Origin of the sequence: Stygiolobus caldivivus (assembly GCF_019704315.1) — an archaeon.
In the GTDB taxonomy this organism is placed as follows: domain Archaea; phylum Thermoproteota; class Thermoprotei_A; order Sulfolobales; family Sulfolobaceae; genus Stygiolobus; species Stygiolobus caldivivus.
The window spans coordinates 629,959-654,488 of the sequence record NZ_AP024597.1 but is presented as its reverse complement, the minus strand read 5'-3'; the positions used below and the strand labels follow the sequence as shown (position 1 = coordinate 654,488).

Annotated in this window: 27 protein-coding genes and 1 tRNA gene; 12 read left to right on the top strand and 16 right to left on the bottom strand. The window is 37.6% G+C overall.

From position 1 onward, the window contains the following. Nucleotides 1-50 precede the first annotated feature (50 nt). The 10 genes from KN1_RS03330 to KN1_RS03285 all read right to left on the bottom strand — a co-directional run bounded on the left by KN1_RS03330 (nucleotide 51) and on the right by KN1_RS03285 (nucleotide 7,520). Complete coding sequence (locus KN1_RS03330) at nucleotides 51-1,520, bottom strand: MFS transporter (RefSeq protein ID WP_221289407.1); 1,470 nt, start codon at nucleotides 1,518-1,520, stop codon at nucleotides 51-53. 202 nt (nucleotides 1,521-1,722) lie between these two features. After that, nucleotides 1,723-2,172 carry an alanyl-tRNA editing protein gene (locus tag KN1_RS03325; RefSeq protein ID WP_221289406.1) on the bottom strand — a complete coding sequence of 150 codons (450 nt, stop codon included), beginning with the start codon at nucleotides 2,170-2,172 and terminating at the stop codon, nucleotides 1,723-1,725. Between the two features lie 96 nt (nucleotides 2,173-2,268). Further along, nucleotides 2,269-2,661 (bottom strand): universal stress protein, encoded by a 393-nt coding sequence (locus KN1_RS03320; protein WP_221289405.1) that lies wholly within the window; start codon nucleotides 2,659-2,661, stop codon nucleotides 2,269-2,271. 130 nt (nucleotides 2,662-2,791) lie between these two features. After that, the gene (locus tag KN1_RS03315) at nucleotides 2,792-3,328 is read right to left on the bottom strand and encodes a DUF3501 family protein (protein WP_221289404.1); all 537 of its coding nucleotides are present in this window, start codon (nucleotides 3,326-3,328) and stop codon (nucleotides 2,792-2,794) included. Between the two features lie 19 nt (nucleotides 3,329-3,347). Next, on the bottom strand, nucleotides 3,348-4,544 hold the full coding sequence (locus KN1_RS03310; protein WP_221289403.1) for a heterodisulfide reductase-related iron-sulfur binding cluster: 1,197 nt from the start codon (nucleotides 4,542-4,544) through the stop codon (nucleotides 3,348-3,350). Further along, nucleotides 4,541-4,975: a rubrerythrin family protein gene (locus KN1_RS03305; protein ID WP_221289402.1), complete on the bottom strand. Its 435-nt coding sequence runs from the start codon at nucleotides 4,973-4,975 to the stop codon at nucleotides 4,541-4,543. The genes KN1_RS03310 and KN1_RS03305 overlap by 4 nt, the downstream gene beginning before the upstream one ends. 75 nt (nucleotides 4,976-5,050) lie before the next feature. Further along, nucleotides 5,051-5,446 carry a CBS domain-containing protein gene (locus KN1_RS03300; protein WP_221289401.1) on the bottom strand — a complete coding sequence of 132 codons (396 nt, stop codon included), beginning with the start codon at nucleotides 5,444-5,446 and terminating at the stop codon, nucleotides 5,051-5,053. Continuing rightward, nucleotides 5,443-6,270 carry a helix-turn-helix transcriptional regulator gene (locus KN1_RS03295; protein ID WP_221289400.1) on the bottom strand — a complete coding sequence of 276 codons (828 nt, stop codon included), beginning with the start codon at nucleotides 6,268-6,270 and terminating at the stop codon, nucleotides 5,443-5,445. Before KN1_RS03295 ends, KN1_RS03300 begins: the two co-directional genes overlap by 4 nt. 58 nt (nucleotides 6,271-6,328) lie before the next feature. After that, nucleotides 6,329-6,670: a DUF1634 domain-containing protein gene (locus KN1_RS03290; protein ID WP_221289399.1), complete on the bottom strand. Its 342-nt coding sequence runs from the start codon at nucleotides 6,668-6,670 to the stop codon at nucleotides 6,329-6,331. Continuing rightward, a complete protein-coding gene (locus KN1_RS03285; RefSeq protein WP_221289398.1) occupies nucleotides 6,663-7,520 on the bottom strand; it encodes a sulfite exporter TauE/SafE family protein in 858 nt (285 codons plus the stop codon). The genes KN1_RS03290 and KN1_RS03285 overlap by 8 nt, the downstream gene beginning before the upstream one ends. 520 nt (nucleotides 7,521-8,040) lie before the next feature. Between KN1_RS03285 and KN1_RS03280 the strand changes: the two genes are divergently transcribed. Further along, nucleotides 8,041-8,901, top strand: coding sequence for a sulfite exporter TauE/SafE family protein (locus KN1_RS03280; RefSeq protein WP_221289397.1), 861 nt, complete (start codon nucleotides 8,041-8,043; stop codon nucleotides 8,899-8,901). Continuing rightward, the gene (locus KN1_RS03275) at nucleotides 8,891-9,274 is read left to right on the top strand and encodes a DUF1634 domain-containing protein (protein ID WP_221289396.1); all 384 of its coding nucleotides are present in this window, start codon (nucleotides 8,891-8,893) and stop codon (nucleotides 9,272-9,274) included. Before KN1_RS03280 ends, KN1_RS03275 begins: the two co-directional genes overlap by 11 nt. Before the next feature lie 153 nt (nucleotides 9,275-9,427). On the opposite strand, the gene KN1_RS03270 is transcribed toward KN1_RS03275, so the two are convergent. Further along, the gene (locus KN1_RS03270) at nucleotides 9,428-9,874 is read right to left on the bottom strand and encodes a hypothetical protein (RefSeq protein WP_221289395.1); all 447 of its coding nucleotides are present in this window, start codon (nucleotides 9,872-9,874) and stop codon (nucleotides 9,428-9,430) included. Between the two features lie 33 nt (nucleotides 9,875-9,907). On the opposite strand from KN1_RS03270, the gene KN1_RS03265 reads away from it, so the two are divergent. The 4 genes from KN1_RS03265 to KN1_RS03250 are packed head-to-tail and all read left to right on the top strand — an operon-like array spanning nucleotide 9,908 to nucleotide 12,682. Then, on the top strand, nucleotides 9,908-10,831 hold the full coding sequence (locus tag KN1_RS03265; RefSeq protein ID WP_221289394.1) for a glycosyltransferase family A protein: 924 nt from the start codon (nucleotides 9,908-9,910) through the stop codon (nucleotides 10,829-10,831). Continuing rightward, nucleotides 10,803-11,318, top strand: a complete 516-nt coding sequence (locus KN1_RS03260) for a hypothetical protein (RefSeq protein WP_221289393.1) — start codon at nucleotides 10,803-10,805, stop codon at nucleotides 11,316-11,318. Before KN1_RS03265 ends, KN1_RS03260 begins: the two co-directional genes overlap by 29 nt. Continuing rightward, nucleotides 11,315-11,758: a hypothetical protein gene (locus KN1_RS03255; protein WP_221289392.1), complete on the top strand. Its 444-nt coding sequence runs from the start codon at nucleotides 11,315-11,317 to the stop codon at nucleotides 11,756-11,758. The genes KN1_RS03260 and KN1_RS03255 overlap by 4 nt, the downstream gene beginning before the upstream one ends. Nucleotides 11,759-11,788: 30 nt before the next feature. Further along, nucleotides 11,789-12,682: a mechanosensitive ion channel domain-containing protein gene (locus KN1_RS03250; RefSeq protein WP_221289391.1), complete on the top strand. Its 894-nt coding sequence runs from the start codon at nucleotides 11,789-11,791 to the stop codon at nucleotides 12,680-12,682. Here the strand turns inward: KN1_RS03250 and KN1_RS03245 are convergent. Beyond that, nucleotides 12,666-13,250: a DedA family protein gene (locus KN1_RS03245; protein ID WP_221289390.1), complete on the bottom strand. Its 585-nt coding sequence runs from the start codon at nucleotides 13,248-13,250 to the stop codon at nucleotides 12,666-12,668. The two genes, KN1_RS03250 and KN1_RS03245, sit on opposite strands and share 17 nt — an antisense overlap. Before the next feature lie 41 nt (nucleotides 13,251-13,291). On the opposite strand from KN1_RS03245, the gene KN1_RS03240 reads away from it, so the two are divergent. Beyond that, complete coding sequence (locus KN1_RS03240) at nucleotides 13,292-14,788, top strand: cation:proton antiporter domain-containing protein (RefSeq protein WP_221289389.1); 1,497 nt, start codon at nucleotides 13,292-13,294, stop codon at nucleotides 14,786-14,788. A gap of 74 nt (nucleotides 14,789-14,862) precedes the next feature. On the opposite strand, the gene KN1_RS03235 is transcribed toward KN1_RS03240, so the two are convergent. After that, on the bottom strand, nucleotides 14,863-16,455 hold the full coding sequence (locus KN1_RS03235) for an APC family permease (RefSeq protein WP_221290512.1): 1,593 nt from the start codon (nucleotides 16,453-16,455) through the stop codon (nucleotides 14,863-14,865). A 300-nt stretch (nucleotides 16,456-16,755) separates the two neighbouring features. Here KN1_RS03235 and KN1_RS03230 point away from each other — a divergent pair, with 300 nt between their 5' ends. After that, nucleotides 16,756-17,283, top strand: coding sequence for a hypothetical protein (locus KN1_RS03230; RefSeq protein ID WP_221289388.1), 528 nt, complete (start codon nucleotides 16,756-16,758; stop codon nucleotides 17,281-17,283). On the opposite strand, the gene KN1_RS03225 is transcribed toward KN1_RS03230, so the two are convergent. Next, complete coding sequence (locus KN1_RS03225; protein WP_221289387.1) at nucleotides 17,264-18,385, bottom strand: MFS transporter; 1,122 nt, start codon at nucleotides 18,383-18,385, stop codon at nucleotides 17,264-17,266. The genes KN1_RS03230 and KN1_RS03225 overlap by 20 nt on opposite strands. A gap of 61 nt (nucleotides 18,386-18,446) precedes the next feature. On the opposite strand from KN1_RS03225, the gene KN1_RS14910 reads away from it, so the two are divergent. From KN1_RS14910 to KN1_RS03215, 3 genes are all read left to right on the top strand, one after another. Then, complete coding sequence (locus KN1_RS14910) at nucleotides 18,447-18,581, top strand: hypothetical protein (protein WP_258712553.1); 135 nt, start codon at nucleotides 18,447-18,449, stop codon at nucleotides 18,579-18,581. A gap of 565 nt (nucleotides 18,582-19,146) precedes the next feature. Next, nucleotides 19,147-19,632 carry a PaREP1 family protein gene (locus tag KN1_RS03220; RefSeq protein WP_221289386.1) on the top strand — a complete coding sequence of 162 codons (486 nt, stop codon included), beginning with the start codon at nucleotides 19,147-19,149 and terminating at the stop codon, nucleotides 19,630-19,632. A gap of 811 nt (nucleotides 19,633-20,443) precedes the next feature. Next, nucleotides 20,444-20,538, top strand: a tRNA-Asn gene (locus tag KN1_RS03215). A 35-nt stretch (nucleotides 20,539-20,573) separates the two neighbouring features. Here KN1_RS03215 and KN1_RS03210 read toward each other — a convergent pair. Further along, a complete protein-coding gene (locus tag KN1_RS03210) occupies nucleotides 20,574-20,906 on the bottom strand; it encodes a hypothetical protein (protein ID WP_221289385.1) in 333 nt (110 codons plus the stop codon). A gap of 179 nt (nucleotides 20,907-21,085) precedes the next feature. Here KN1_RS03210 and KN1_RS03205 point away from each other — a divergent pair, with 179 nt between their 5' ends. Next, nucleotides 21,086-22,522, top strand: a complete 1,437-nt coding sequence (locus KN1_RS03205) for a hypothetical protein (protein ID WP_221289384.1) — start codon at nucleotides 21,086-21,088, stop codon at nucleotides 22,520-22,522. Between the two features lie 804 nt (nucleotides 22,523-23,326). Here the strand turns inward: KN1_RS03205 and KN1_RS03200 are convergent. Beyond that, entirely contained in the window at nucleotides 23,327-24,247 is a 921-nt protein-coding gene (locus KN1_RS03200; protein ID WP_221289383.1) for a hypothetical protein, read from the bottom strand. Between the last annotated feature and the right edge of the window lie 283 nt (nucleotides 24,248-24,530).

Below are 24,530 nucleotides of genomic sequence, written 5' to 3'. Positions count from 1 at the left end.
TTATAAAGAGATAATTTTCATAGGCTATAACTGAGTAAAATATAAAAAACTTATTGTGATACCTCTAGTTTTTCTCTCGAAGCTTCTTCTAACGACTTTAGCTTAGGTTCTGGGACAAACGCAAAAGTAAGGGCGGCACCTATAACGCTAAGTATTGCTAACATTATCATTATCTCCTTTATTCCGATCCCCGCAATTAAAACAGGGAAGAGGTAGGTCGTAATCGCGGCTCCGACTTTCCCGGAAGCTGCTGATATTCCGTGTCCTGTTGTCCTATATTTTGTAGGATAAACTTCAGCGGGGATCACAAAAGTAGTTGTATTGGGACCGAAATCTATGAAGAAATACGATAATGAGTAGATAATAAATGCTAGAGTAGGGGCAATAGTAAATCCTATGACTTTAGTACCCTTAACTATCATCACCGATGAAACAATAGCGTATATTATTGCCATTGCGATGAACCCCTGCGCTTGTATCCACTTTCTCCCTAATCTATCGAGCAACGCTACCGCTGTGAAATAACCTGGGAACCCTACTAAGAAAGGAACTCCTCCTAAGAACAAGGCTTTTGCGAGATCCGACTGGAACTCACCAAGCGTTAACATAGCACTTTTAGACGGAAACGGGCTTCCAAATACAGGCGCAAGGGCAGACGAAGAGTAAACACCAGTACCGTAGAACGCTATATCTAAGATAAACCATGTACCTGCTGTACCTATTAATATTGGTAAGTACGAAGACAAAAACTCCCCTATACCCCTCATTCCGCTCTTTACATTCGATGAAGCCTCTATATCTGTCCCTAAAAACTTTGCAGCTTTCTTAGCTTCTTCATGATCCCCCTTTACTAGTAAAGAATATCTTGGAGTCTCTGGTACTTTTCTCCTCAGATAAATTACAGTGGCAGCCGGGATTGCACCTACACCTGCCATTACCCTCCAAGCTATATCTGGTGTGAATACACTTGCAGATATAACACCTATAGCTAACGCAGCTACAGAACCTAAAGCCTGGTTAGAAAATACTAAAGCTATTAATTTTCCTCTGTCTTTAACGTTTGCATATTCGCTCATTATAGTAGCTGATATAGGGTAGTCTCCTCCAATCCCTAAGCCCATTATAGACCTAAAGAATATTAGTGAAGGTAGGTTCCACGAAAAAGCACTAAGGAGAGCACCAATTGTTAATAGAGATGCCTCTATTCCATATACTGATTTTCTTCCCAGTTTGTCCCCTAAGAAGCCGAATATTAGTTGGCCTAGAATTGCTGTTATAATAGCAGATGAAGCCAACAAACCAGTCCAGAAGTCTGCACTGGGTCCTGTCAGGTAATCAGTAAAGCCAGGCATTGATAGCCCGTAGTATTTATACGAGTCGGTAAATGTTGCAATAATATACGATATGATTAAGAGGTCGTATGCGTCCGTGAAAAAACCCATTCCAGCTGTGTACCATATCTTAATGTGGTTAAACGTTAATTTTAACGAATCGATGCCCTTAAAGGGATTATTGGACATTTCGAGTGTATGTAGACTATTTGTCTTATAATATTAACGTAAGTAGTTTATAGTTAACAATATAGGCTATTTTCAACTATATAGTTTATCTAATTTTAAAAATTAGATGATCGTAGCCCTATGGAAATAGCATGGAATTGCGGTTGATTGATACAATATTGGATATACACTTGTTATAGACTGTTTCTACGTTATATTTCTGCTATTCTATGTTGAACGCAACTTCTAGTAATTTCTTTGAATTCCTATAACGCCAATAATCATAAACTATCTTACCTATCTCACTTGTAGTTTTAGTATGCGACTTATTACACGCATTGATATTCCACTCAGGTATAATTATAATTTTCAGAACTTTCACTTCTTGGGGGACGGGGAATAAGTCGTAAATTTCATCTCCGTATTTCTTTTCTGCTTCTTCTCTAGGGAGTTCCTCTATAACTATAGGCAAGTTTTCAACTACTTTAGAATTAGATAGTTCAAACACTTTGTTCATATCATCTTCACTAGGTTTTGAATTAGCGACCACCGTAATCCGTCCGTGATTACCGCTAACGTACGTACTAGCTGTCCATTTAGCTCCTAAGACCTTTCTTAAAGCACCTTTCACTACATGAAGTGCAGTATGGGTCCGAATTTCTATTTCGGTCATATCAAGATTTATCTTACTAACCCAAAAAATAACTTTAAAACTAGTAGATCATAGGAATTTTTAAAAGACTCTACCTTTAACTTTTCCTAGGTACTCTCACCTTATTATTAGGACTGGGACGTGAGACTTGTTTAAAATTGCCTCAGATACGCTCCCCATAACGATCTTTTTTAGACCCGTAAGGCCTCTACTGCCAGTCACTATAACATCACAGTTAACCTTTTCACAGTATTCTATAACAGCCTCGGGCACATCGAGGCTTTCAAGAATATTTAACTTGACAGAAAAATCAGAAAGATCTTTTTGTATTTCCTTTTGCATTTCTTCAGCTTTACTCCTTTCTTCTATTATTTTCTGTTCAGGGGATTTAGGAGGTTCTTTCACCACTGTGACTAGATGGACTTCATCTTCTTTCTTTAATATTTTTAAAAGAAACATAACCGCTTTTCTTGAGTGTTCTGACCCGTCATATGCCACTACATATCTCATAGCCTATTATCTTCCAAAATAGTATATAAATATTGAGGGGATTTTAGTAAAAATTATTTAAATACTCCACTGAAAAAGTAGCCAATTTTTACTCATAACGCCACGATAAGCCCTAAAAAATAGATAAAATTTAACATTCTTCATATGCTTCCCTGATAAGCTCTTGTGCAAACTCAGCATCTAACTTTTTCGAAACCCTATAGTTCTCATGAATTACGTGAACTTCTATATTATTACTCGTCACGCCCTCTAAGTCGAAGGTCAGGTACTGGACTGTACTAAACGTATCTCCTTGTTCTCTCCCTGCTTCGGGTACGCCTTGTATTAACTTATCACCCACTTTTAAGAAGACTGAGTTGTAAATACCCTTGAGCTCCTTAAATACCCTCATTAAGTCGGCTTGGTCATAAGCGTTTATATACAAAGTAGCTTTTAATTTACCATTACAAGGTAAAAGGTCACTATAGATTTTTATTTCTCTTTCTATATCCTCTTTCCTCTCTAGCCTGTCTAGGTAAACCATTTCTTGGATCTGCTGGAGGACTGTGTCTCTATTCTCAAAAAGTAAGGTTAACCTATCTCCTAGTTCTATCCTCCTCTTGCTCTTAATCTTTACAATCTCTCTAACCTTATTTATCCTAACTTTCTCATAGTCTTTCCAAGGCATAATATCCGAAACTGTAATCTTACTCGTTTTTCATCCCCTCTTTAATTACTTCCAAGGGGTGTAAAGGCCTTTTACCGCTTGCCTTAGTTATCTGAAGACCAGCTAAAGGACACTCAGTCATAAATACGTCAGCGCTACTCTCTCTAAACGCGGCCATCATCTTATAGCCAACCTTCTTGGCCTTCTCATAGTTCCTTAAACCCCAACCTCCATCTATCCCTGAGCACCCTTTATCGGAGATGTCCACTTTAGCTCCCATTCTCCTTACAATATTAACACCACTATATCCGACTTTAAGGTATTTTAAGTGACAAGGGGGGTGGTAAAATATAGACCTTGGGAACTTTCCCTTGATCTTTATTTTACCCTCACGTTCGAGCTTCAACAAGTACTCCAATGAGTCATACACTTTTATCTCTTCTTTACCTAATATTAAGGGATATTCTTTGTATAACATTAAAGTACACGTCGGTATGGGGGATACTATATCATAACCTTCATTAACTAATTTTTGCATCAATGCGTAATTGTGCTCAGCGTTCTCTTTTAGCCTCTTTACATCACCTACATCTAGCATAGGTGCACCGCAACACTTAAACTCTTTAACTACTTTTACTTCTATACCTAATTTCCCGTATACCTCTAGTAGTGCTTCCCCAATTTCAGGATTAAAATTCTCTACCAAACATGTATGAAACAGAGCGACCTTCTTTAACGGCTTCTCAACTTTTACAGGCTTAGCTATTGACGTAAACGCTTCTCTCTTCAACTCTGGCATGGGTGCGTCATCGCTTATACCCATTAGCCTCCTAGTGTGGGGGTATGCCTTGACTATTAAATCCCTCCCGATTTTAGTGTAATCCAGCATTTCATTTAAGAACTCTTTCAGGGTCAAGGGCCTTTTACCCTTATAGCTTAACCAGACCCACTCCATCAGGTCTGCGAAGTCCATTTCAAACTCGTGGGGTGGAGTATAAGGACAATTTGTGTAACACATCTTACAGTGGAAGCACTCTGACGCTACATCTACTGCGTCCTCATAGGTTAGGTTCTTGGGACCTTTACTGTCGGTAAGGTTGAAGAGCTTTGGGAAAGCGTTACAATAATTAAAGCAAAGCCTGCAACCGTGACAGATCGAAGCCTGCCTAACGAACTCGGAAGTAATTAGAGAAGTATCAAAAAAAGATTTATCTTCTGGATTTAGAACTATCCTCATTGTCCTCCCTTAAGAGTCTTCAAAACGTTCTGGAACTTTTCAGCATGGCTTTTCTCTGCTCTAGCTAGTGTCTCAAACCATTCAGCTACTTCATTAAACCCTTCTTCCCTTGCTACCTTTGCAAAGCCTGGATACATCTGAGTAAACTCATATGTTTCTCCTGCGACTGCTGACTCTAACATCTCTTCTAATGTCCCTATAGGCTTATCGGTAGCCGGATCTGTCAGTCCGCCTTGTCTTATGAAGTCTAAATGACCAAAAGCATGGGCTGTCTCTCCTTCTGCTATACTCCTAAGTAGTTGTGCTATTTCAGGATAGCCTTCTTCATCAGCCCTCTTTGCGAAGTATAGGTACCTCCTGTTTGCCATTGACTCCCCTATAAAGCCGTTCTTTAGGTTTTCAGCTGTTTTAGTTCCTTTCAGGTTTGCCATGGTTAGTAGAATATTGAAACTAGAATATAAAAACTTTTCTAGTTAAAGTTTATTTCTAATTAAAAATAGTTCTAATTACCAAAAGGCAAGGTCTAGTGCTATACTACCTACTGCCTTTACCACATCTTTAATCGATATGACACCGACTACTTTCCCATCTTTATTAACTACTACTAAGTGCCTTATGCCGCGTGAACTCATTAATGCCACTGCCTCGCTGATGTCGGCTTCACTATCAATAGTGACGGGGTTCTGGCTCATAATCTGGTCAATAGGTGAGTCCAAAGGGACATTATCCGCTATAGCATAGATTATATCCCTTTCAGTTACGATACCCAAAGGGTTATACTCCTTGTCGGAAATTACAATAGAACCTATACCCTCCTTTTTCATTAACTCAGCTGCCCGCTTTATAGTTATGTCTGAACTTGCGGTAACTGGCTTTCGGTTAACAAGTTGAATTACTTTCATATGTTACTATCATTCTCCCCTACATTTTTATTTGCTATGTATCTTATTTTATTCCTTTCACGTATTTCCTCGACGTAACCCAAGCTGACCAGTTTTTTGACCCTTCTATATGCTGTTGTCCTTGGTAGGCCGGTCATCCTGCTAATTTTAGCCAAGGTGTCTGCACCTTGCCTTATCGCTTCCAAGACTACTTTATCCCTATCGTCCAACTTATTGGTATCGATAACTACTTCTGTCTCTTCTATCCTCTCTTCAGGTACCTTTTTCCTAAGGTTGCTGATGAAGAGATAAACGAGAGTCCCAGTTGAAATTGTGCTAATAACTAAAAGAATAATCAGGATAATTAACAGATTATTACTGTTATTAGCCGTAGAAGTAGGGTGAGCGGTGTAGGGAGGAGGGGAAAACACTACTGTCAAATTCGACCCATAAAAAGTGAGGTTCAAGAGCCCGTTTTGGGTTATAGTCGAGGCTTGTGGAGCAGGATATAGGTATAGAAGTCGAGACTCATAAGGTAAGATTATACATATAGTGGAATTATACGGTTGGAGAACTTTTATGACACCATCAATTTTACTCTCGTATATAATAACTGAAGAAGGGTTTTTCAATACTACATAACCATTCCGAAAAAGCAAGGTAGATGAACTCTGTAATTTACTTATATTCTGTAACGGGAGATAGACCTCTGATTGGTTATAAGTTCTAATCACGACAGTACCGTTATAATAAATAGTCTCTACAACAGATGAACTAGAATTTAGTGTAAGTGAAGAAGCAAATACTAGAAATAATAAGAGCGATAGCAATAGTAGTAATCTCACATGCTATAATAGCCTAAACGGAAATTAAATTTAACACGGCATGAAGATACAAAAATGTCTAGTGTAATATCCTCGGCATGACTAAGATCGCAAATAACATGATAGAAAGCACGATAAGGCTAAGTATAAGATAGACCTTATCCCTTTCATAAGCGTAAATAGCTACTTGCTCCGCTACTATAAGGACGGGGATTAGAATAAGGACAATTAAACCATATAGGGATATGGTCAACGGGTCCTTGTAGTATAAAAGGCTTACACTAACACTCGTATTGTAAGAATATATGTCCTTAGAACTAGAATGGAGGCCAACAAAGATCAACATACCACCAACTATTAAAATAGTGGAAATTATTACACCGACCCTGAGCGTGGTGCTTATAACTTTCTTCTCATCCAAATATACCAAGCCCCCTTAAAATCAATTGGATTCCGAGAGCTATTAGGACTAAAGTGAATATTTGCCTTAATCTCCTGCTTAAAAACTTATTTAAGTACTTTGCACCTAACGACGAGCCTAGGAAAACTCCAGGGACTGTAGCAGCTACAATTATCGGGTCTATGAGACCCAAAGCCCAATATACTCCGGAACTGGTTGCTGCAGTTACACCTATCATAAAGCTGCTGGTAGCTGTACTTACCTTAAAGGGCAAGTTCATCCCTAGATCCATGGCTAGTACTTTTAATGCTCCCGAACCAATACCTAAAAGCCCTGATACTAGACCAGCCGTAAACATTATAAGGAGACCTATAGGGTATCTTACACCGTGATATTTAACCTTCTGCTTTAAGGCTTCATCGTAGTACTCCCCTTGTAACCTCATAAATTTAGAAAGTCCATCCGGATCCTTGAACACCGGAACTTCACTTGCCATTCTAATAAAATTAGGAATAGTAGAGAATATCAGAACAATACCGAATATTATATCTAATACTGTAAATAATTTATATTTTTCTATTAAAAATTCAAGAAAAGAACCTGTTACAGCGCCTGAAGTAGTAGCAATCTCTAGGGATATCGCAATCCTCATATTAGCTATACCTGCACTAAGATATCTAGACCCAGATGAAGCTGACGTGGATATAGTTGAAATCAAACTAGTTCCCACTGCATAAGGGACGGGTACTCCTAGAAATAGGACTAATATCGGTGTTAATACTACTCCTCCTCCTAAGCCTGTTAGACTACCTAGTAACCCTGCAAGTACCGATGCTACGAATAGTAGAGCAAGGAAGACTTCTAATATCATTGCCAGAACATTCCTTTTTATTCATAAATTAAAGTTTTTTATTACCAGGTAAAAACATTAAAGACGGCCCGGAACTAAAAAAGATACCTAAAAGTTATATAAGATTTCCGAAATAAATTATTTTTATAGATCGGATAAGGCATAGAACTTATCATGCTATTAGATCTTAGCTAAATACGTAGTTTAACTGAGAAACACTCATTAGAATGTTTTATAATAACACCGTCTTTACTAAAACTTTAATAGGATAAATATCTCTCATATGATAAACCAAGCGGTCTTAGAGGATTTATTTTGGTCCAGACTATGTCCAAGTATAAAAAAGTTTAACGCAACTAACAATAACTGTAAGTTTTATAAAACGAAATCATACTATTGATACTTTAATTTTAAAATTCTTTTTCTAATATATATCAAATTATTTAGTAATATAAATTCTCCATTTTAATAAATATTTTACCGCTAGTTACGTCGATAAGAGAGTGACAATTTTAAAACTAATGGAACTTAATATAACCTTATGTTACAACCACTAGAGTTTTTTATTGCAATAATACTTGTTAGTGCACTTTCTGGCATCTTAGGTTCCCTTACGGGTCTAGGCGGTGCTACATTTCTAGTTCCAATATATACCTTATACATGGGTATTCCAATTGTATATGCCTCAGGTGCCAGTTTAATATCCACCATAGCGACTTCGAGCGGAGCTGCGAGTGCCTATATCAAGGACAGGATAACAAATATTAGAATAGGCATGGGGTTAGAAATAGCAACTACTTCTGGTTCAATAGCCGGTTCCCTTACAGTCGCATACATATATTCGCACCACTTACAATTTATAATATACATTATTTTTGGGATTGTACTACTTTCCCAGGTCTATGTACAATTAATTAAGTCTAAATTTGAATTGCCAAAACCCGTTAAACCAGACTGGACTACTAAAGTGTTTGGTCTATATGGAAAGTATTACGACGCTGCCTTGCACAAGCAAGTTGAATATATAGGTATAAGGTGGTGGCTAGGTGAAATAATCATGTTCTTCGCTGGGTTTATATCGGGACTATTAGGCATCGGCTCGGGAGCGTTAAAAGTATTGGGTATGGACTGGGCTATGAACTTACCTATGAAGGTCAGTACCACGACTAGTAATTTCATGATAGGAGTTACCGCAGCTACAGGTAGTTCTATCTATTGGCTATTTGGGTATATACAACCGTTTTTAGCAGCTGGAACTGCGGTAGGTGTACTCATAGGAGCTTATATAGGGACTAAAATACTGGTGAGAATTACCAATAAGACTATAAGATATATCTTCACAGCAATTCTGATATTCTTAGGGATCCAAATGGTATTGAGGGGATTAGGGTTTGGATTTTAATGATATTATAGGTTATGCTTTAAGGATAGGAGTCATAATAAGTGCAGTACTTATAATTATTGGAGTAATATTGCTATTTACCTTTCAGGGTTCCAATGGTTTCAGTATTGAACAAATAGCTTCACCAAACTCTATAGTAAATAGTTCTATTTTTATACCCTCAGAAATAGTATCAGGGTTGCCCGATCTTAGACCCCTAGACTATGTATACCTAGGCCTGATGATCCTAATAGCGACACCAGTAGTTAGAGTATTCCTCGGAATTATTCAGTTCGCTTCAGAGAGAAATAAATTATACACAATTATTACGATTATAGTATTCTTTAATTTAATGTTCGCTATATTCCTATTACCTTTAATATTAGGAAAATAAATATATGTGTTACAATGAAAAGTTTTTAGGTTAAACAGCCGTATAATAAGAAAATAAGAGATTAACTATATTAGGATTAGTACCTAGGGTTAATACCTATAATGATATAGAAAACATACGCTCAGCTGGGTCATAATATTACAATACTTGTCATCAATCATTAGGATTTACTTGTATGTTTACATAAATTTGGCTTTCATTTAGATAACCAGAATATACTATACTGAACTCTTCACTTACTTTATAAACTCCCTTATCAAATTCTTTTATGACTGACGTATTATGGTTTGTCAAAATTAGTAGTTCCTCTTTATGATGGCCCTCATGTATTAGTGTTATTATGACTAAAACATACGTCACGTTACTGTCAGTAACTAAATTAAAACTCACTCTTGAATCATGCTTTAGGACTAAAATAAAAGACCTTGTGAAAGATAGCGTCTCGGATTTAACCGAAGTAGGACTAGTTTGGGATACAGTTGAAGAATTCTTAGCGAAACCTAAATATTGAGTCTGTATAACATGAGAGAGAAGGTAAGCTAAGTAAACATTAGCTAAGACGGAAATTATTAAAAGAACAGCGAGCAGTTTAGTATTCACATATAAATACTATTAAGACCTACTTTAAAAGATATGGGCAAAGCCACAGTAGGGATCCCAAGCCTATTAAGAAAGTCCCTACATAAGACTTTAAGGGCACTAATAGAGCAGTCAGAGGACGACTTCGACGTCTTGATAACTTATAGGGGCAACTTGACACGCGAATTCGAAAAATATGAAAAGCAACTTTCGATACGGTTCATAGAACAAGATACGGGACTTTTTGAAGAAGCACTTAACCTAATTCTGAGCAACGCCCGAGGTAAAATCCTTTTAACTACTGATGATGACGCCATGCCAGCTAAAAACTGGGTGCTAGAGCACACTGAGTTCCATGAAAATAATAAAGACGTAGGGATAGTCACGGGAGAAGTTGAAGGAAGAATGTGGACAAATTACCCTAACTTTTTGTATGAAAAGCTAAAGGGGACTAAATTTATGGAGGAATACTCACATTCTTTCAAGGAGTATAAGGCATACTTAACCAAGACCGGGTTTAGCGTAGATAGAGAGACGGGCTACGGTAAAAGTATTGCTATAGCTGGAGTAAACATGAGCATGAAGAAAGAAGTATATAGCAATTCAAGGGTTTTAACTTACAGCTTAAGGGGGAGCTATAATGAATCGTTCTTAGCCGTTAACTCAATAAAGCTGGGTTACTCCTCAATGAAAGCAAAAATAGCAAAGGTAGTCCACCTAGATAATGACTCTTTATCAAGACCGATAAAAGACGATATGGCACTACGTATAGAAAAATTTACATCCCCTTACATGTTTAATTACATTTTCCCTATAGACTTAGACCTCCTGAAAGAATTGCATAGTATAGTGACCGAGGAGGAGGAAAAAATAGGGATTGGTTTAGCTATAGAAGGGATTGAAGATAAATTACCTCCTGAAAAATTTAGAGAGAGGTTGAAAGAAGAAGTTGAAGGTAGAAATATGCACCACAACTAGTAGAGAAGTAGGAGTCAAGAACAAGAAAAACGAAATAATTTACTTAAAAAATAATACCATAAGGAAAACATACTCTAGTCTGTGGTGTTTTGAAACAAAGTTTTCAATTGAAGGTAATACCCTCAAATTTAAAGGACTAAGTTTAGAGTTGCCCTTTAATAACGAAGACCTAAATTTACTCAAAGCCTTATACTTCGTCCTAGGAAGGAGTAGTAACGAAGTCCTTGAATATAATAATAAAAAAGCTATAATACATATAGATACTCAAGTTAAGCTATTAAAACTCAAAGACAAGCCACAAATTAATTTTACGAGGTTTTGCGGTAACTATGGCTTGCTTTTACCACAATACTGTATATCTAGCGGAGAGTTTGCGATTTACGGCCCTCGAGAAGAACAAGTTAGAGAAGCTTATTCTTCGTTAAAAGACTTGGTCGACGAGGTAGGAAAAGTTTTATTAAAACTCAAAGAAGAGGGTATTGAATGAGTTTTAGCAAACTCATAAATTACTATTCCTACGTTATAGCACTTACAATATTGTTCATAATAGTCGCGTTAGCTTTAGGGCCGCTAGCACCTATTGACGAACCTACGCACTTCCCAAACTACGACTTAGAAATACCGGTAGGTCTTTCTTTTTCGGGGTTTATATTACTTATTGTCTTTATTATCGTGACAGTGCTGTTCTGGGGGTCTGAGAGCATGCTGGTAAATTCAATAATAGATTCTTCCGCTCTCTCTTTCGCTATTTTAAATTACCTTAATTTTTACTTAATCTATACAATATGGAAGCCAGAAATTTATGTCCTACCCCTATTTTTCTATGTAAAGTACGGCTCAGCACCACCAGAATTAATACTCGATTTCGGTCAGATAGCACTTATAGTATTTTTTTATAGATTATATAGAAGGATAAAGTCACGTTAATCTTTTTACTAATAGCACGTTATCACAAATATGCAATGGAGGAATCAGCTAATTAAGATCTTAATAATACTAGTCGTGGTAGCTATAATATACTTCCTCTTAAAGGTGATCCTAAAAGTCCTGATAACAATACTCCCAACTCCCATTAGCACGGATATCTCTACCTTCGAATCGGAAATAATAACCGGGATAGATATAGTCTTAATAGCAGTTGGAGGATACCTCATTATAAACATAATACAAAAGATACTCTCGATGACGGTCCTAACCAAACTAGAACGGGGAGTAGCTAACATAATAAAGTTCTCCTTAGATGTTGTACTGTATACTGTCTTAGTCCTAGCTATACTGACAGCCTTGCACATAAACCTTACCGGAGTGGTAGTAGGGGGTGCTGTTGGTGGTATCATAATAGGCCTCGCGGTCCAAACAGTTGCACAGAATATCTTGTCCGGAGTACTTGTGACATCAAGCAGGACTCTAAGCCCAGGTGACGCAGTGTCATTAATTTCATGGATCTGGGGTAACCCTATTATAGGGGAAGTTAGAAAAGTATCGATACTTTTTACTGAAGTACTGACAATTTACGGGAACTTAGTAAAAATACCCAACTCCGCCTTTCTCGGCAATACTGTTTTTCAGAAACTAGAAAGAAGTGAAGGAGGACTAGTATACCCATTACAAGTCTCCCTAAACGCTGACGTAGAAGGTGTAAAGGTTATGGAAAGGGCTAAAGATATACTAAAGGACTATATCAAAGATAATACCCAGATGCCGCAAATAATTTTCTCGAACAAGAACGGAGGGACTAACGTATTTACCGTAATTATACGCCTTACAAACGTGAACGAACTAAACGACTTGATTAACTTAGTAAATAGGGCGTTTGACCAAGCTTACTGGCAAATTAAGAGCGGGAAGTAAATTTGTATTTGTATATGACGTAAATAGCGATTAATACCAGTGTTACAATTAATAATACTTCTGAGAACTTCTCCGCTAGCATGATAATATAATTTATGTTATTGTAGAGTGAAAAGCCAGCGTAAGCTAATGAAATATCCCATATAAAATGTCCAAGAAAAGTAAAGACAATGAAGATTACAAAATTCATTCTCGCTAACCCTGCAGGAAAAGATATTAACGCCCTAAATTTTGGGACAAACCTGAACCCAAAAACAGCCAGTATACCGTGTCTGTTAAACCAGTTCACGAGCTTTGCCTCTTTTTCAGTATCTAACATCACGTACTTACCGAATTTTCTCACAAAAGTAGGGCCTAACTTTAAGGCAAGATAGTAGTCAACTATTGACCCCGTAAGGCTACCTAAAGTACCTACTAAAACACCTCCTAGCAGGTCTAAGTATCCAAGTTTAGAAAAGTAACCTACTAGGGGCATTATCACCTCACTGGGGACTGGAAAACCTATCCCTTCTAATATCATTAATGCAAGGATAGTTAAGTAGCCCGAAATACCTTTAAATACGTACATCGACACACTTTTAAATCGTAGAGCATAAAAAGTTCTTTGCTATGAATGCCGCCCTTATTAGTCTACTGTTCTTAGGAATAATGCTGCTAGGAGCGAAACTAATGGAAGAATTATTCGGAAGGTTAAGTCTCGTTAAATTTGTCGGACCGATACTCATAGGAATTATACTAGGCCCGGGTGTCTTAGGCGTTATAAAACTGAACGACATAATTTCCTTTATTGCCTCACTGGGGATAGTATTTCTACTCTTCTTAGCTGGCGTTGAGGAAATAGGAGAAAAATTCAGTGTCGATAAGAAAGACTTACTAGCATCTATCTTAGAGTTAATAATACCGATAGTGGCTGTAGGGTTAACCTTGTATTACGTAGGTGAATTTAACCTAGTCATAATAATCCCGCTCGCAATGACCAGTGTAGGGCCTTTGACGAGACTGCTCTCAGATATAGGGATCGCAAAGGAAAGGCTAGGTATAAAAATTTTCAACCAGTCCGTACTTAACGAAATTATCTCAATTTTTACTTTTTCGATAATAACTCACTTTTCCGTTATTCAGTTTATAGGGACTTTACTATTGGTGATTTTGATCACAGTATCAGGGAAATACATAGCTAAAATACTGGAGGCAATTGAAGGATACTTTAAGGTCAGAGAAATAGAATTCGCAACCACAATCTCCATAATTTTAATTGTAGGCTTCTTGGCTGAAATTTATGGCTTTAACTCGGCGATAGCGGCCCTATTTCTCGGCTTTTTACTCAGAGACTATTTCTCAGACAGACCGCATTTAAAGGAAAGGCTTCATGCATTCACGTATGGGTTCTTCGAACCTTTATTTTTTGTCAGTATAGGGTTATATTTTGTAAAGATAAGTATTGACCTACTACTTTTGTCAGCTATACTTTTTTCAGCCACTGTACTAAGCAAATTCGCATCTGGGTTCCTAGTTGCTAAAACTCAGGACATAGATGAAATACTTAATGGCTTAGGGACTTCAGTCAAAGGAGGGGTGGACGTTTCGCTCCTCATTACAGCTTTAGCGTCTTCAATAATTACTCCTTTCCAATACTCTTTCTCCACGTTGGCTATTACTTATACGGCACTCTTCTTTCCTTTAATGTTTAGGCTGAGGTATGGTAAGCCAAGGGGAGAAAAGAAAAAGGTAAACTTGACTATGCCTATAAAGAACGTAATAGAAGAAAAAGTGTTTGTAACATGTGAGGACAATTTAAGGAGAGTGGTAGACCTTATGAACGAGAAGAAGGTTAGGGCTTTCGTAGTAATTAATGACCAAAGTAGACCGACCTCAATGATTACCATGACTACCTTACTGGAAATTGACCCTAATGACTACGAGGAACTTAAAGTATGCGACGTAGGTCTTGAGGACGTTGAGATAGTAGACGAAAATACAAGGGTCATTGACGTATTAAGAAAGTTCAGGGAAACGGAGACTTCAGTGATCGCAGTGGTCGATAAGGAGGGTAAATTATCGGGAGTAGTCTATGAAAGAGAATTATTAAGAAAAATAACAGAATAATAAGTTAAATGGATTTTTAAAATAATAAGTTATTAAATGAATAAATTGGAAAAAAGGAAATATTACTTATAAAATCACTCTGGAGGTATTTCTTCAAATAGGATACTTAAGTCTATCCCTCTACTCTTATTATATATATACGATGCGAAATATATCATAGCCCCAGAGGCATATATTATAGCTAGAGATAATAAGGTCGGGAAGTTTACCGGTAACAATATTGGATTACCCCATGTTATACTTAGAATATAAACTAAGAAGGCAAATATGGAGAAACCTATTACACTAACTATAGGCATTTTGCCTATACTTTGCCTGTACATAACGGCGTTTTTGAACAAGTTCTTTCTTACAAAAGGCATTAACGCTATAGACAGTGCAAACACCGCGTAACCTATCTCAAAGACTACTGTAGTGTCAACAATAGCTATAGGGGTATTAAACGCATAAAGTAATACGCCCAATTCGCCTAGTATACCCACTAATATCGTAGCCTTCACCGGTGCTTTTACTCTATCGTTAACATCAGCTAACCAAGACGGCATAAGACGGTCAAATGACCAAGCAAACAAGTACCTCACTAAGGCTACTACTAAAGGTGGATTGCTGTAAAAATTGGGTAACCATAGTGCAATAAACATTATAATGAAGAGGGGTAAACTGTGAGTAACAATAAACGCGAAATAAGGTGTGAAAGTACCTATGCTCTGCAGGTCATTGTAGACAGTATCATTAACCCCATTATTAGATATGTAGCTCCACGCAGTAAGGAATTTATAACCAAAAGCGTTTAAGTTTAAATACGTAAATACAATGTAGTAAATTGCTATAAGTAATATAGAAACTATAGTGGCATATAGTATGTTAAGCTTTGGTTTTTTCATCTCACCGCTCCAAGATGCAGGTAAATTATACCAAGTATAGTAGTACCAGACCACCGGGCCAGCTAAGACGGTAGCATACGCAGCAGGATAGAAAGATAACCCGTTTGACGTTGCGTCATTTATCACTTCGTTATATGCATTTGGGACTCCGGTATTCTGGGCTAGGGCTGTAGCAAAGTTAGCAGGGTGTATAGTCGCTAAAGCACCGAACATTACAACTGAAGTTATTAAGGATATCAGACCCCCGTAAAGCACGAATTTCCACTGAAAACGGGTAAAGACCCCCAATAGGGTGGACATTATAACGACTACTGTACCCAACAGGACTTCTGCTTCTGTCGTACCTAAAAAGTTCCCTATAGACAAGAAGTAAGAGTTATTATATGCGAGGCCTATCCCTGAAAATAAATAGGCAAACCACTGGGCAGCTAGATAACTATAGTAACCAAGGGATAGGGCAAACCCTATGAATAGACCCCAGTAGTTCACGAAACCTACAGCAGGGTGAACTGCCCTACTGTTAAACACATAGTCGCCTCCCGCCCTGGGCATGGACACCCCTGCAACATAAAATAGGAAAGCCATACCTAGGGTTGCAGGTAACATGAGTAAAAAAGAAAGTATCCAATTAGCTCCGGGAGCTGTAAATAACCACGAAAGGATTAGAATAGGTACACCTCCCGTCACAAGTCCAAACGTGGCTGACATAGAAGCCCATGGGCTCACCTCTCTTACTAGCCCGGAGCTCTCCCTTAGGAATAAGGATTTATTCTCTTGGGTCATTTCTCCATTCTTCACGCGTTATCGCTGTGCTATTAAACTTAACTTTTCAAATACACGTAGGGAAAGCCTTAATTAAATTCTGTAAAGATAAACTCTTTAAAAAGTAATGGTAATTAGTTACTAAAAATGTGTATTATATAAAACAAGTAATTAAACACTGATCAGCATACTACGATAAATATTATTAAGACATATAAGATAATGAACTTGAAATTCTATGTTGAAAATAAGGATATTGAGAAAACACAGAGCACAAGTTAAAACACAAGATTTTACACTGATGAAAACACAACTACACACATGGCAAGGATCGAAATTTATACAAACTTACTTGAGTTCAGAAATTCTATATCAAGATATATCCTTGGAGATATTAATGAGGACGGCTGGTATAACATTACCGGAATAGAAGGTCAGTACTTATATAAACAAATAGGTAATTACGTTATCCTTGTGAGCAAAGACTTTCCATCAAATAAACTAAAAGAGCTAGAAGAAGTAAAACTGGAAAGGTTGGCAGAAGTGCTAGAAAAACCAGGTAATGTAAAATACGTACTTACATTAGAACTAAAGGACGATACCTTATCTACTACAGAAGAACTGTGCCTAACCCCCTTCCCGGGGCTAGACTTAGTCAACGACATAATTAAGGACTTCCAATTTGAGGAAAACGAAAACGGGTGCCTCTCACTAAAGAGCGACGCAAAGAGTTTGAAGTCGGGAATAGAAAACGTAATCCGAGGCTTGTCCTTATATTTCAAAATAATAAGTGAACAAGAAGATATTGCACTAAAAGTAGCTTCAACCTTCAATGAACCCCAACACTAGACTTACCCCTTTTACTTAACAACAATACAGAAACGATCAAGATGAACCCCCCTACAGCGTTTGCCAACACGAATACTTTAGCATAAAGGGGATTATACAAGAAGAGAAGGCTAAAGACAGTACTACCTAGAACACCCGCTAATGCTTTACCAGTATATAGGATTGCGTTATTAGCAGTTGAGTACTTTTCACCGAATATATCTCCAGATAACGCAAAAAACAAGGTAATCATAGAACCACCGAAAAACCCTATTATTACAACTGAAGGGACTATAAGACCCAATAGGAAAAAAGTACTACCTATAATCATCGCGAAAAGAACCGCCGAAGTAGTGCCTACCCTCCCGAAGCTGTCAGACAAATAACCTATAATCGGTCTACTGGCCCCGCTGAGTAACGGGAAGACAGTTACGAGGAGGACTAAGAGGTCTTTAGGAGATAAGACAGAAAGAGACGAAGACAGGACTGTTAATGGGACGGCAGAGGTAGAAAAGGATACGTAAATCAACCACCAAGTAACGGTCCTTATAACTGTAGTAGGCCTATCCCCTTTCACTTTTTTAGGGTAATCTATGGCATAAAGGAGAAGCGGTAGGATAACTATTTCGACCAGCCCTATAACTAAAGTAGGGGCCCTAAAGGACGAAGAAGACGCTATAAACGGGTTTGCTATAGCAGAACCCAGACCGAAGCCCAGGGAAACAAACCCGGTGGCGAAGCCCCTCTTACTAGGGAACCACTTCACAGCCAAGTTAGCAGCTATACCGTAAAGTATACCTTCTCCTATACTGCCCAAAGACCAGAAGGTATAAAACTCATAGATCGAGCTACTGAAGGAAGTCCCTAAAAAACCTATTCCAGAGAGCAATGACGAGATGACCCCGATTAGCCTTGGGCCCCTGTAGTCCGCAATACTCCCTCCGACTATCTGAAAAGTGGTCGAAAAGACAGTAAAGAGAGAAAACGCCAGCTCGACCTCGACGAGAGACACGCCAAAGCCCGACTTAAAGAGAGGGAGTAGGGCATTCCATGCATACTGGTATAGAGAGTTAAAGCACATTATAACGAACCCTATTACGAGGATCGTTTTACCCCTAACCATTTGACCCCTTACTTCTATTTTATAACAAAGTTTTATATTCGGTTGTTGGTAGGTTTTCAAGATGGGGTATAAATCGCGACTTTACCATATCGGTAAATGGAGGTATTATATGAGGTCGAGATACTATATGATGATGAGCAGAAAACTAGCGTTAAAAACTGCTAAGAAGAGATGGTTTGAAAGAATACTAGGTTAGAGATTTCATTAATTAATATCATTAGTTAGGTAAACATGTTTTATAACTTTTCACTTTATTTAGTTATTCACACTAATTACACATCGCGCGCTCTTACATACTTTAAATCTTTTTATAAAGTGCCCAGGCACTTATGGAAGGTTAGCTTCTAACCGTGAAAATTTAAATACAAAGGGAATTAATTCAGCCAATAGACGCTATTAGTCCAATCATCACTTCATGTTGAACACGTAATTATTCTCTATTTATAAAAAAGACGGTGTGTTCTCGTTCAGTCACCTTATTCGATAAGTAGTAGCGGGAATTTTAGTATGACTAGAAACGCTTTCTTTTCGCAATAATTAGTTTCGTTAATTTAATAAGGAGGCAGGGACTTAGAGAACGCTAAATAATACCGTTTTAAATATCATCAGCGCTATGCTTTACATTAAGTAAAGAACACCATTCAAAGAGGCTTATTTGGTGATATTACGATAATATCAGATTTAGGTATAGTATTGTCATATTATCGACTGCATGAGAATACTCCCAAAAAGACTATAAGTTCCGAGGCAAAATACCAACTATGCAGGAGCTACCAAAGCCTTGGTTTGATAAGGAAAGATATAAGAAGACCAGACTTTTAGAGGCTAAGTATGAGGCTGAGTTAGCGAAACGTTTCCTTGACGACGGATTAATTAGGAACGCTGTGGGAAAGGCTTATCAAGCATGGAAGGCATTAGTTGCCGCATACGCTGTAGATTATAAGGATAAATTAAAGTCCACGTTTACCGGGACAGTGAAGATAAAAGGGGGAAAGAAGGTAGATAAAGTTGATTGGGTAATTGCCGTAATGCCGAGCACGTCAATTAAGCTCGTATCGCAGGTAATAGGCGGTGAAATAAACCTTTATACGAACGTTGCGCTATTAATCCACCAATACCAGTATAACGGACCAGATAAGGAAGGAATACTAAGTCCATACTCAAGCGACGAGTCCGCAAAAAATGATATTTTCTTAATCTTAGAAGAGGTAGAGAAACTCTTGAGGAAATTTCCTGATTTATCGTAAATTTGCTCACATTTAATTTTAAGCACAGTGTATTCCTATTTCTACAGTACTTATTCTAATTCGGATCCAAACTTAGTATGTATTTCCTAAGCTTGTCGTTAACTCTATTAAAAATTTCAGATATGTGGATAAAAGCTTAGGCTTTTCTCTCAAGGAATACTGAATGGTAAAAAGGTAGTTTTTCATCTACTGCCGGTTCAATAGCGTTAACCACAAGATACTTTAGACATATTACGTCATGAGAATTTTCAATAAGACTGCTTGAATTACTTAACTGTTTTGATACAACTTCCTTATTCTCTGCTGACTGTCCTTTTCCATGCTATTCGTACAAATGCCAGATCCCGTGTTCCCAACCTCTTGCTAGCGTTGTTTTTTATTATTTGTGCATTTTATTCGTAAAATTATCAAAAAAGGATAAAGCTTTTGCAGATGGGTCTAATATCGACCTTTTCTGCCCTCTCTGGTTAACTCAGAGTTTTTTATTCACCTCCTTTAAGTCCTTAACGCTTTCCTCAACATACTTATTTATCGGATCCCCCTCTTACTCTCTCTTCAATAGGCTTACCCATCTCCTATTGCTTACCACGTTTACGGAACCCATCAATCCCTATTTTAGGTGTCCGTGTGCTATAAACTGTAGATTCAGGATAATTACTCTCTAATAGTTAAAATTTAGGGATCATCAGTGACGTCTTTAAAATTCTAAATATGTCATTTTCACCGCGTGTAAGTGTGATGACGGTCTGGTTTAGGGCAAAGCTTATCGAAAAAAATTAAAGTGAAAACTTGTGAATTAAATAACGCAGATGCCGCGGTAGCTCAGTTGGCAGAGCGCCGGGCTGTTAAGCCCGGTTTGCTACAGAAACCCGGTGGTCGGAGGTTCGAGTCCTCCCCGCGGCGCCATTTTAGAACTTTTCTCTCACCTCTTCTATACTCTTCTAAAAAGTTATTACTATATATCCTTGGTTTACATAATGTGCCACTCTGTCCCCCATAGGCTCAAGCCTTAAGCCCATATCAGTCAGGGCTTCGATCAGCTGCTCATTTTTGGCAACTCCTATACAAGCGGAGTCGATTACGTGCTCATCAAGTAGTTTTTGGAGCATTTCCTTCATTTCTCCTTCGAGTTTTGGGAGCCTCTTCTGACTAGGCCCGAAAAACGCTACCTTCACGTCTTCGTACCTCTTCTTCATATAACTATTATACGCCATCCTTAGTCCCATCTCGAACTTTGAGTCGTCGGACATTATTAGGAATAAAACTTTTGCCATACCAAAACCTTTTATCCCGCCTTTAAAAAGGTAGTTAATTGTATAAGCTGGTCTAATTCTTAACTGAAAACGTTATTCATAACTTAAGATCTGCTTTCTAAATAGTTACTTTTAATTTATCAGTTCTATGTTAAACTACCATGAATAACTATAAATATTGACGGTTTGAATAGGCTATTATGCCAACTGGAACTAAACCATTACCTTCACTTTTAACTATTGGTGGAATAATTGGCAGTATAATAGGAGGGGAAATATTACTAGATGAGCAACAGGCGGGCTGTGTAGTCGAGAATTTAAAGAGATACTACAGATTAATGGTAGATAACAAAGCACAGCAATACGAAATCTATCCAGCAATTGCATCAAGTGATAGGGTATCAAGTGCAGCTGCGAACTCGCCGGAGAAGATCTTTAGGCAAGGGGTATTGGTAAAGACTACCGATACGGGGGAATGGTATTATATAGGGGGGATATCGCCTTATTGGTCTAGAGGGAATCTCATAGTTTATAAAGGAGGGTCAGAAGCTACCTCGAAAGGCAAAGTAACCAAAGGGATATATGACGACTTTATAGATAAGTCGGGAGGTCTCGGAGTGATCCCGTTATTTAAGAAAAGGGAACCTCAAGTGTGGTATAATCCGGCGTTGTTTAGAGACTGCCAAGGTGGTTTTGGTCTATTCTGGGACTTATTATCAGAATTTCAAGGGGGAATTTTAGCTGTAACTTCTCATACACCTTCCCTGTTATTTAGAATAAAGCTGGAAACAGAAAGCCTAAGAAAACTAGAACTGACATATGAGGCAGATGGCCATTACTATCTGTCGGCTATTGCAAAGAACGATATAATGAGGAAAGCATCAGATGATTACCCTTATATTTACTTTGCTTTCGGTACCAATCCGGTAGTCGCAAAAACGCATGGGCTGGAGGTTTATCCAGGTTTCACATTTGATACGGTTACCAAAGAAGTTCAATCAGTATGTCACCAAATAATGACTGATTACGAGTGTTCTTCTCCGGATTTCTTAAACTATATAGAGTTTAACGATATTGACATTGGTGCACCTGTTTACACTGCATTACCGTGCGGGTCTTCATGTTCTCAGTTCGGTTTAGCTGGGTTAATTCTCGGTGTCTCTAGAATAACAATTAAGGGACTCCAACTGGTCTATTTGAGGATTGCACAGCCACCTTCGCAGTTCACCACTAACCATATTATCGAGTGGGCTAAGGAAATGAACGTCTACGATACGTTAAACGTGTTATTTGAAGCGGGTAAGAAGTTTAAAAAGGCTGTTTCTGACCTTTCTGTTGCGTTTCCGCAATTTATCGCTACGGCCGCTTCCCTATATGTGGCTTGGGTCGAGGTCTCTTATGAGGAGGGTTTGAAGGAGGCTGAGGAGAGGGCAAAGGAGTTAAAGGAGATATATGAGAAAGTCGTAAACGAGTTAGCCGGTAAGCCGCCTTCAATAACTGATAGGTATTTGTACGACGAGTGGTATGAGTTTAAGACTAGGGTTGAAAACTGTGTGAGGGAAATAATCCTTGAAAACCCCAACATAACATACGAAGAATTATTAAACCAGACAGAACGATGTGCAGAGTATGTATAATCTTTTCCATAAATAAGGGCAACGGGAACTCATAGTATCTTCAATAGGGTATAAATTTATTCATTAACAAAAGTCTCTGCAATGAGAAGATGCTTGGGAAAAGTCTTATAAGTCCTTGTATGAGAGTAGGAAATATAAATACCATAGTAATGACGTATGCTCTACTTCATGTTAGACTAGTAAAAACCTGGAAAAGTATTACAAGATAATGTAAGATTTTAGAGTAATAACCGGGACTGTTCTCATGCAGTCACGAAATTTGAAAATTATTTGTAATATTATATCAAATTAACGCAGTGTGTTTAATCGTCTTCAAATGAACTCATTTAAGGGTGTCCCCTCTCAAGGAGACACAAGGGTAAATAACTTGTGCTTTTTAGACTCACCTACGAGGACACCATAACCTTCATACATATAATGTTTCATAAAACAATATTTTCCCTTTACAATTCTAGGACTTTTCCATAGTTCAAGATAGTAAAAATAATTTTTATAAATACTCTAATATTTTTACAAATACTTATCGAATTTGATGACTGTTTGAGAACACTCCCTAATAACCTCGTAGCGTTTAGTAAAATACATCTAAACGTTTAAACCCTACACTCCTTCTTCTTAGTTTTAACGTTAATATAATAAAATAATTCTTTACAATTGTAGACGCAGAGACATGAGATTTACGACTTCGCTTATCTCTTAGGTATATGAGAAATAATAATAACTTTGAATATATTTAGTAACGTAAATTAGAAATAATAATTACAGTTTGATCTAGCTAGAGAAAATAGAGATCGTGAAGGGATATTAAACACCCCGCGAACTCTGTCTCTTTTTCACGAGTTTTGAAAACCTTGAATATTCGTATCCAATAAACGGGTGTGTAGATGATAACATGAAAAGTAAGGATAATACGTATGTTAGGAAGCTTGTTTTGATCTCTTCATTTCCTGAAAATAATCGATAACTTATAAGGATCCTTTCCTCTAGGTTCATGGCGGCGTGGTTATCGGCGTCGATTTCATAAGCCAGGCTAGGCAGAGTATACCCTATATAAAACAGAAGGACAGTTAAAGATACGAGCCCTATGTAGGTAGTCCCCAAAAAGATTAAAATAAAAAGGAAAAAACTGTATATAAATTCTAAATGATTTATTAATAAAAAGAGAATTACTTCAACCACGGCAAAAATTAAAATAGTAATTATAGACCCAGAAAATAAAGACACTAGAAATGAGGGCCCTATAAAGAGAGAAATAAAAAGGATTAGCTGAACCGTCGAAAGGAACCTAATTAATAGCTTATATTTTCTGTGAGTTTCCAGGATACCTTTCAAGGAGAAAGCTAGCGCAAAGGGGGATAAGGATCTAGAAACGTGATACGTTATGTCGAAAGGCTGTTTTGAGTGCCCTTCCTCATGATATTTTATATAGAGAAAAACGTCGGGCATATCATAAGCTATCGACGATATATACATTCTCTTACTATATGGTACATAAAGACCCATGTATTTTTTAGAAGGGATTAGTATCACGTCCTTAACTTTATCGACTTTATGTTTAATTTTAATACCCTTTATTTCATGCCTAGTAAAGTAAGGGATAGAGTTGAGGGAAACCGAGGCTAGGTAGAACAGCATATTAATAAGAGGTATACCAAGCATGTATACTAGCACTAGAGCTATAGCATAGATGGCTATCGAAACTACGTTATAAAACCTTAACATCATATTACGTCATTTTCGGCGGTGGTCTTAAAGGTAATGATATACAGAAATCGTGTTAAACCTATACTGAATTACAGTAAGGTTTTTATCCGTTAAAGCTCCCGAAGGTATAAAGTCGAGCTCAAATGATTTTTAAGGACTAGAAGAAGTCTGCCTTGCGAGATAAGGAATATAGTTTAAGAACACTCTCGAATTAAGACCGGCAAGATATACTCCTTAAGACCTTAAACTGTAAAGTCTCCACATCTATAAACGAGACGTTTTTAAGAATTAGCCCCTTTCAAAC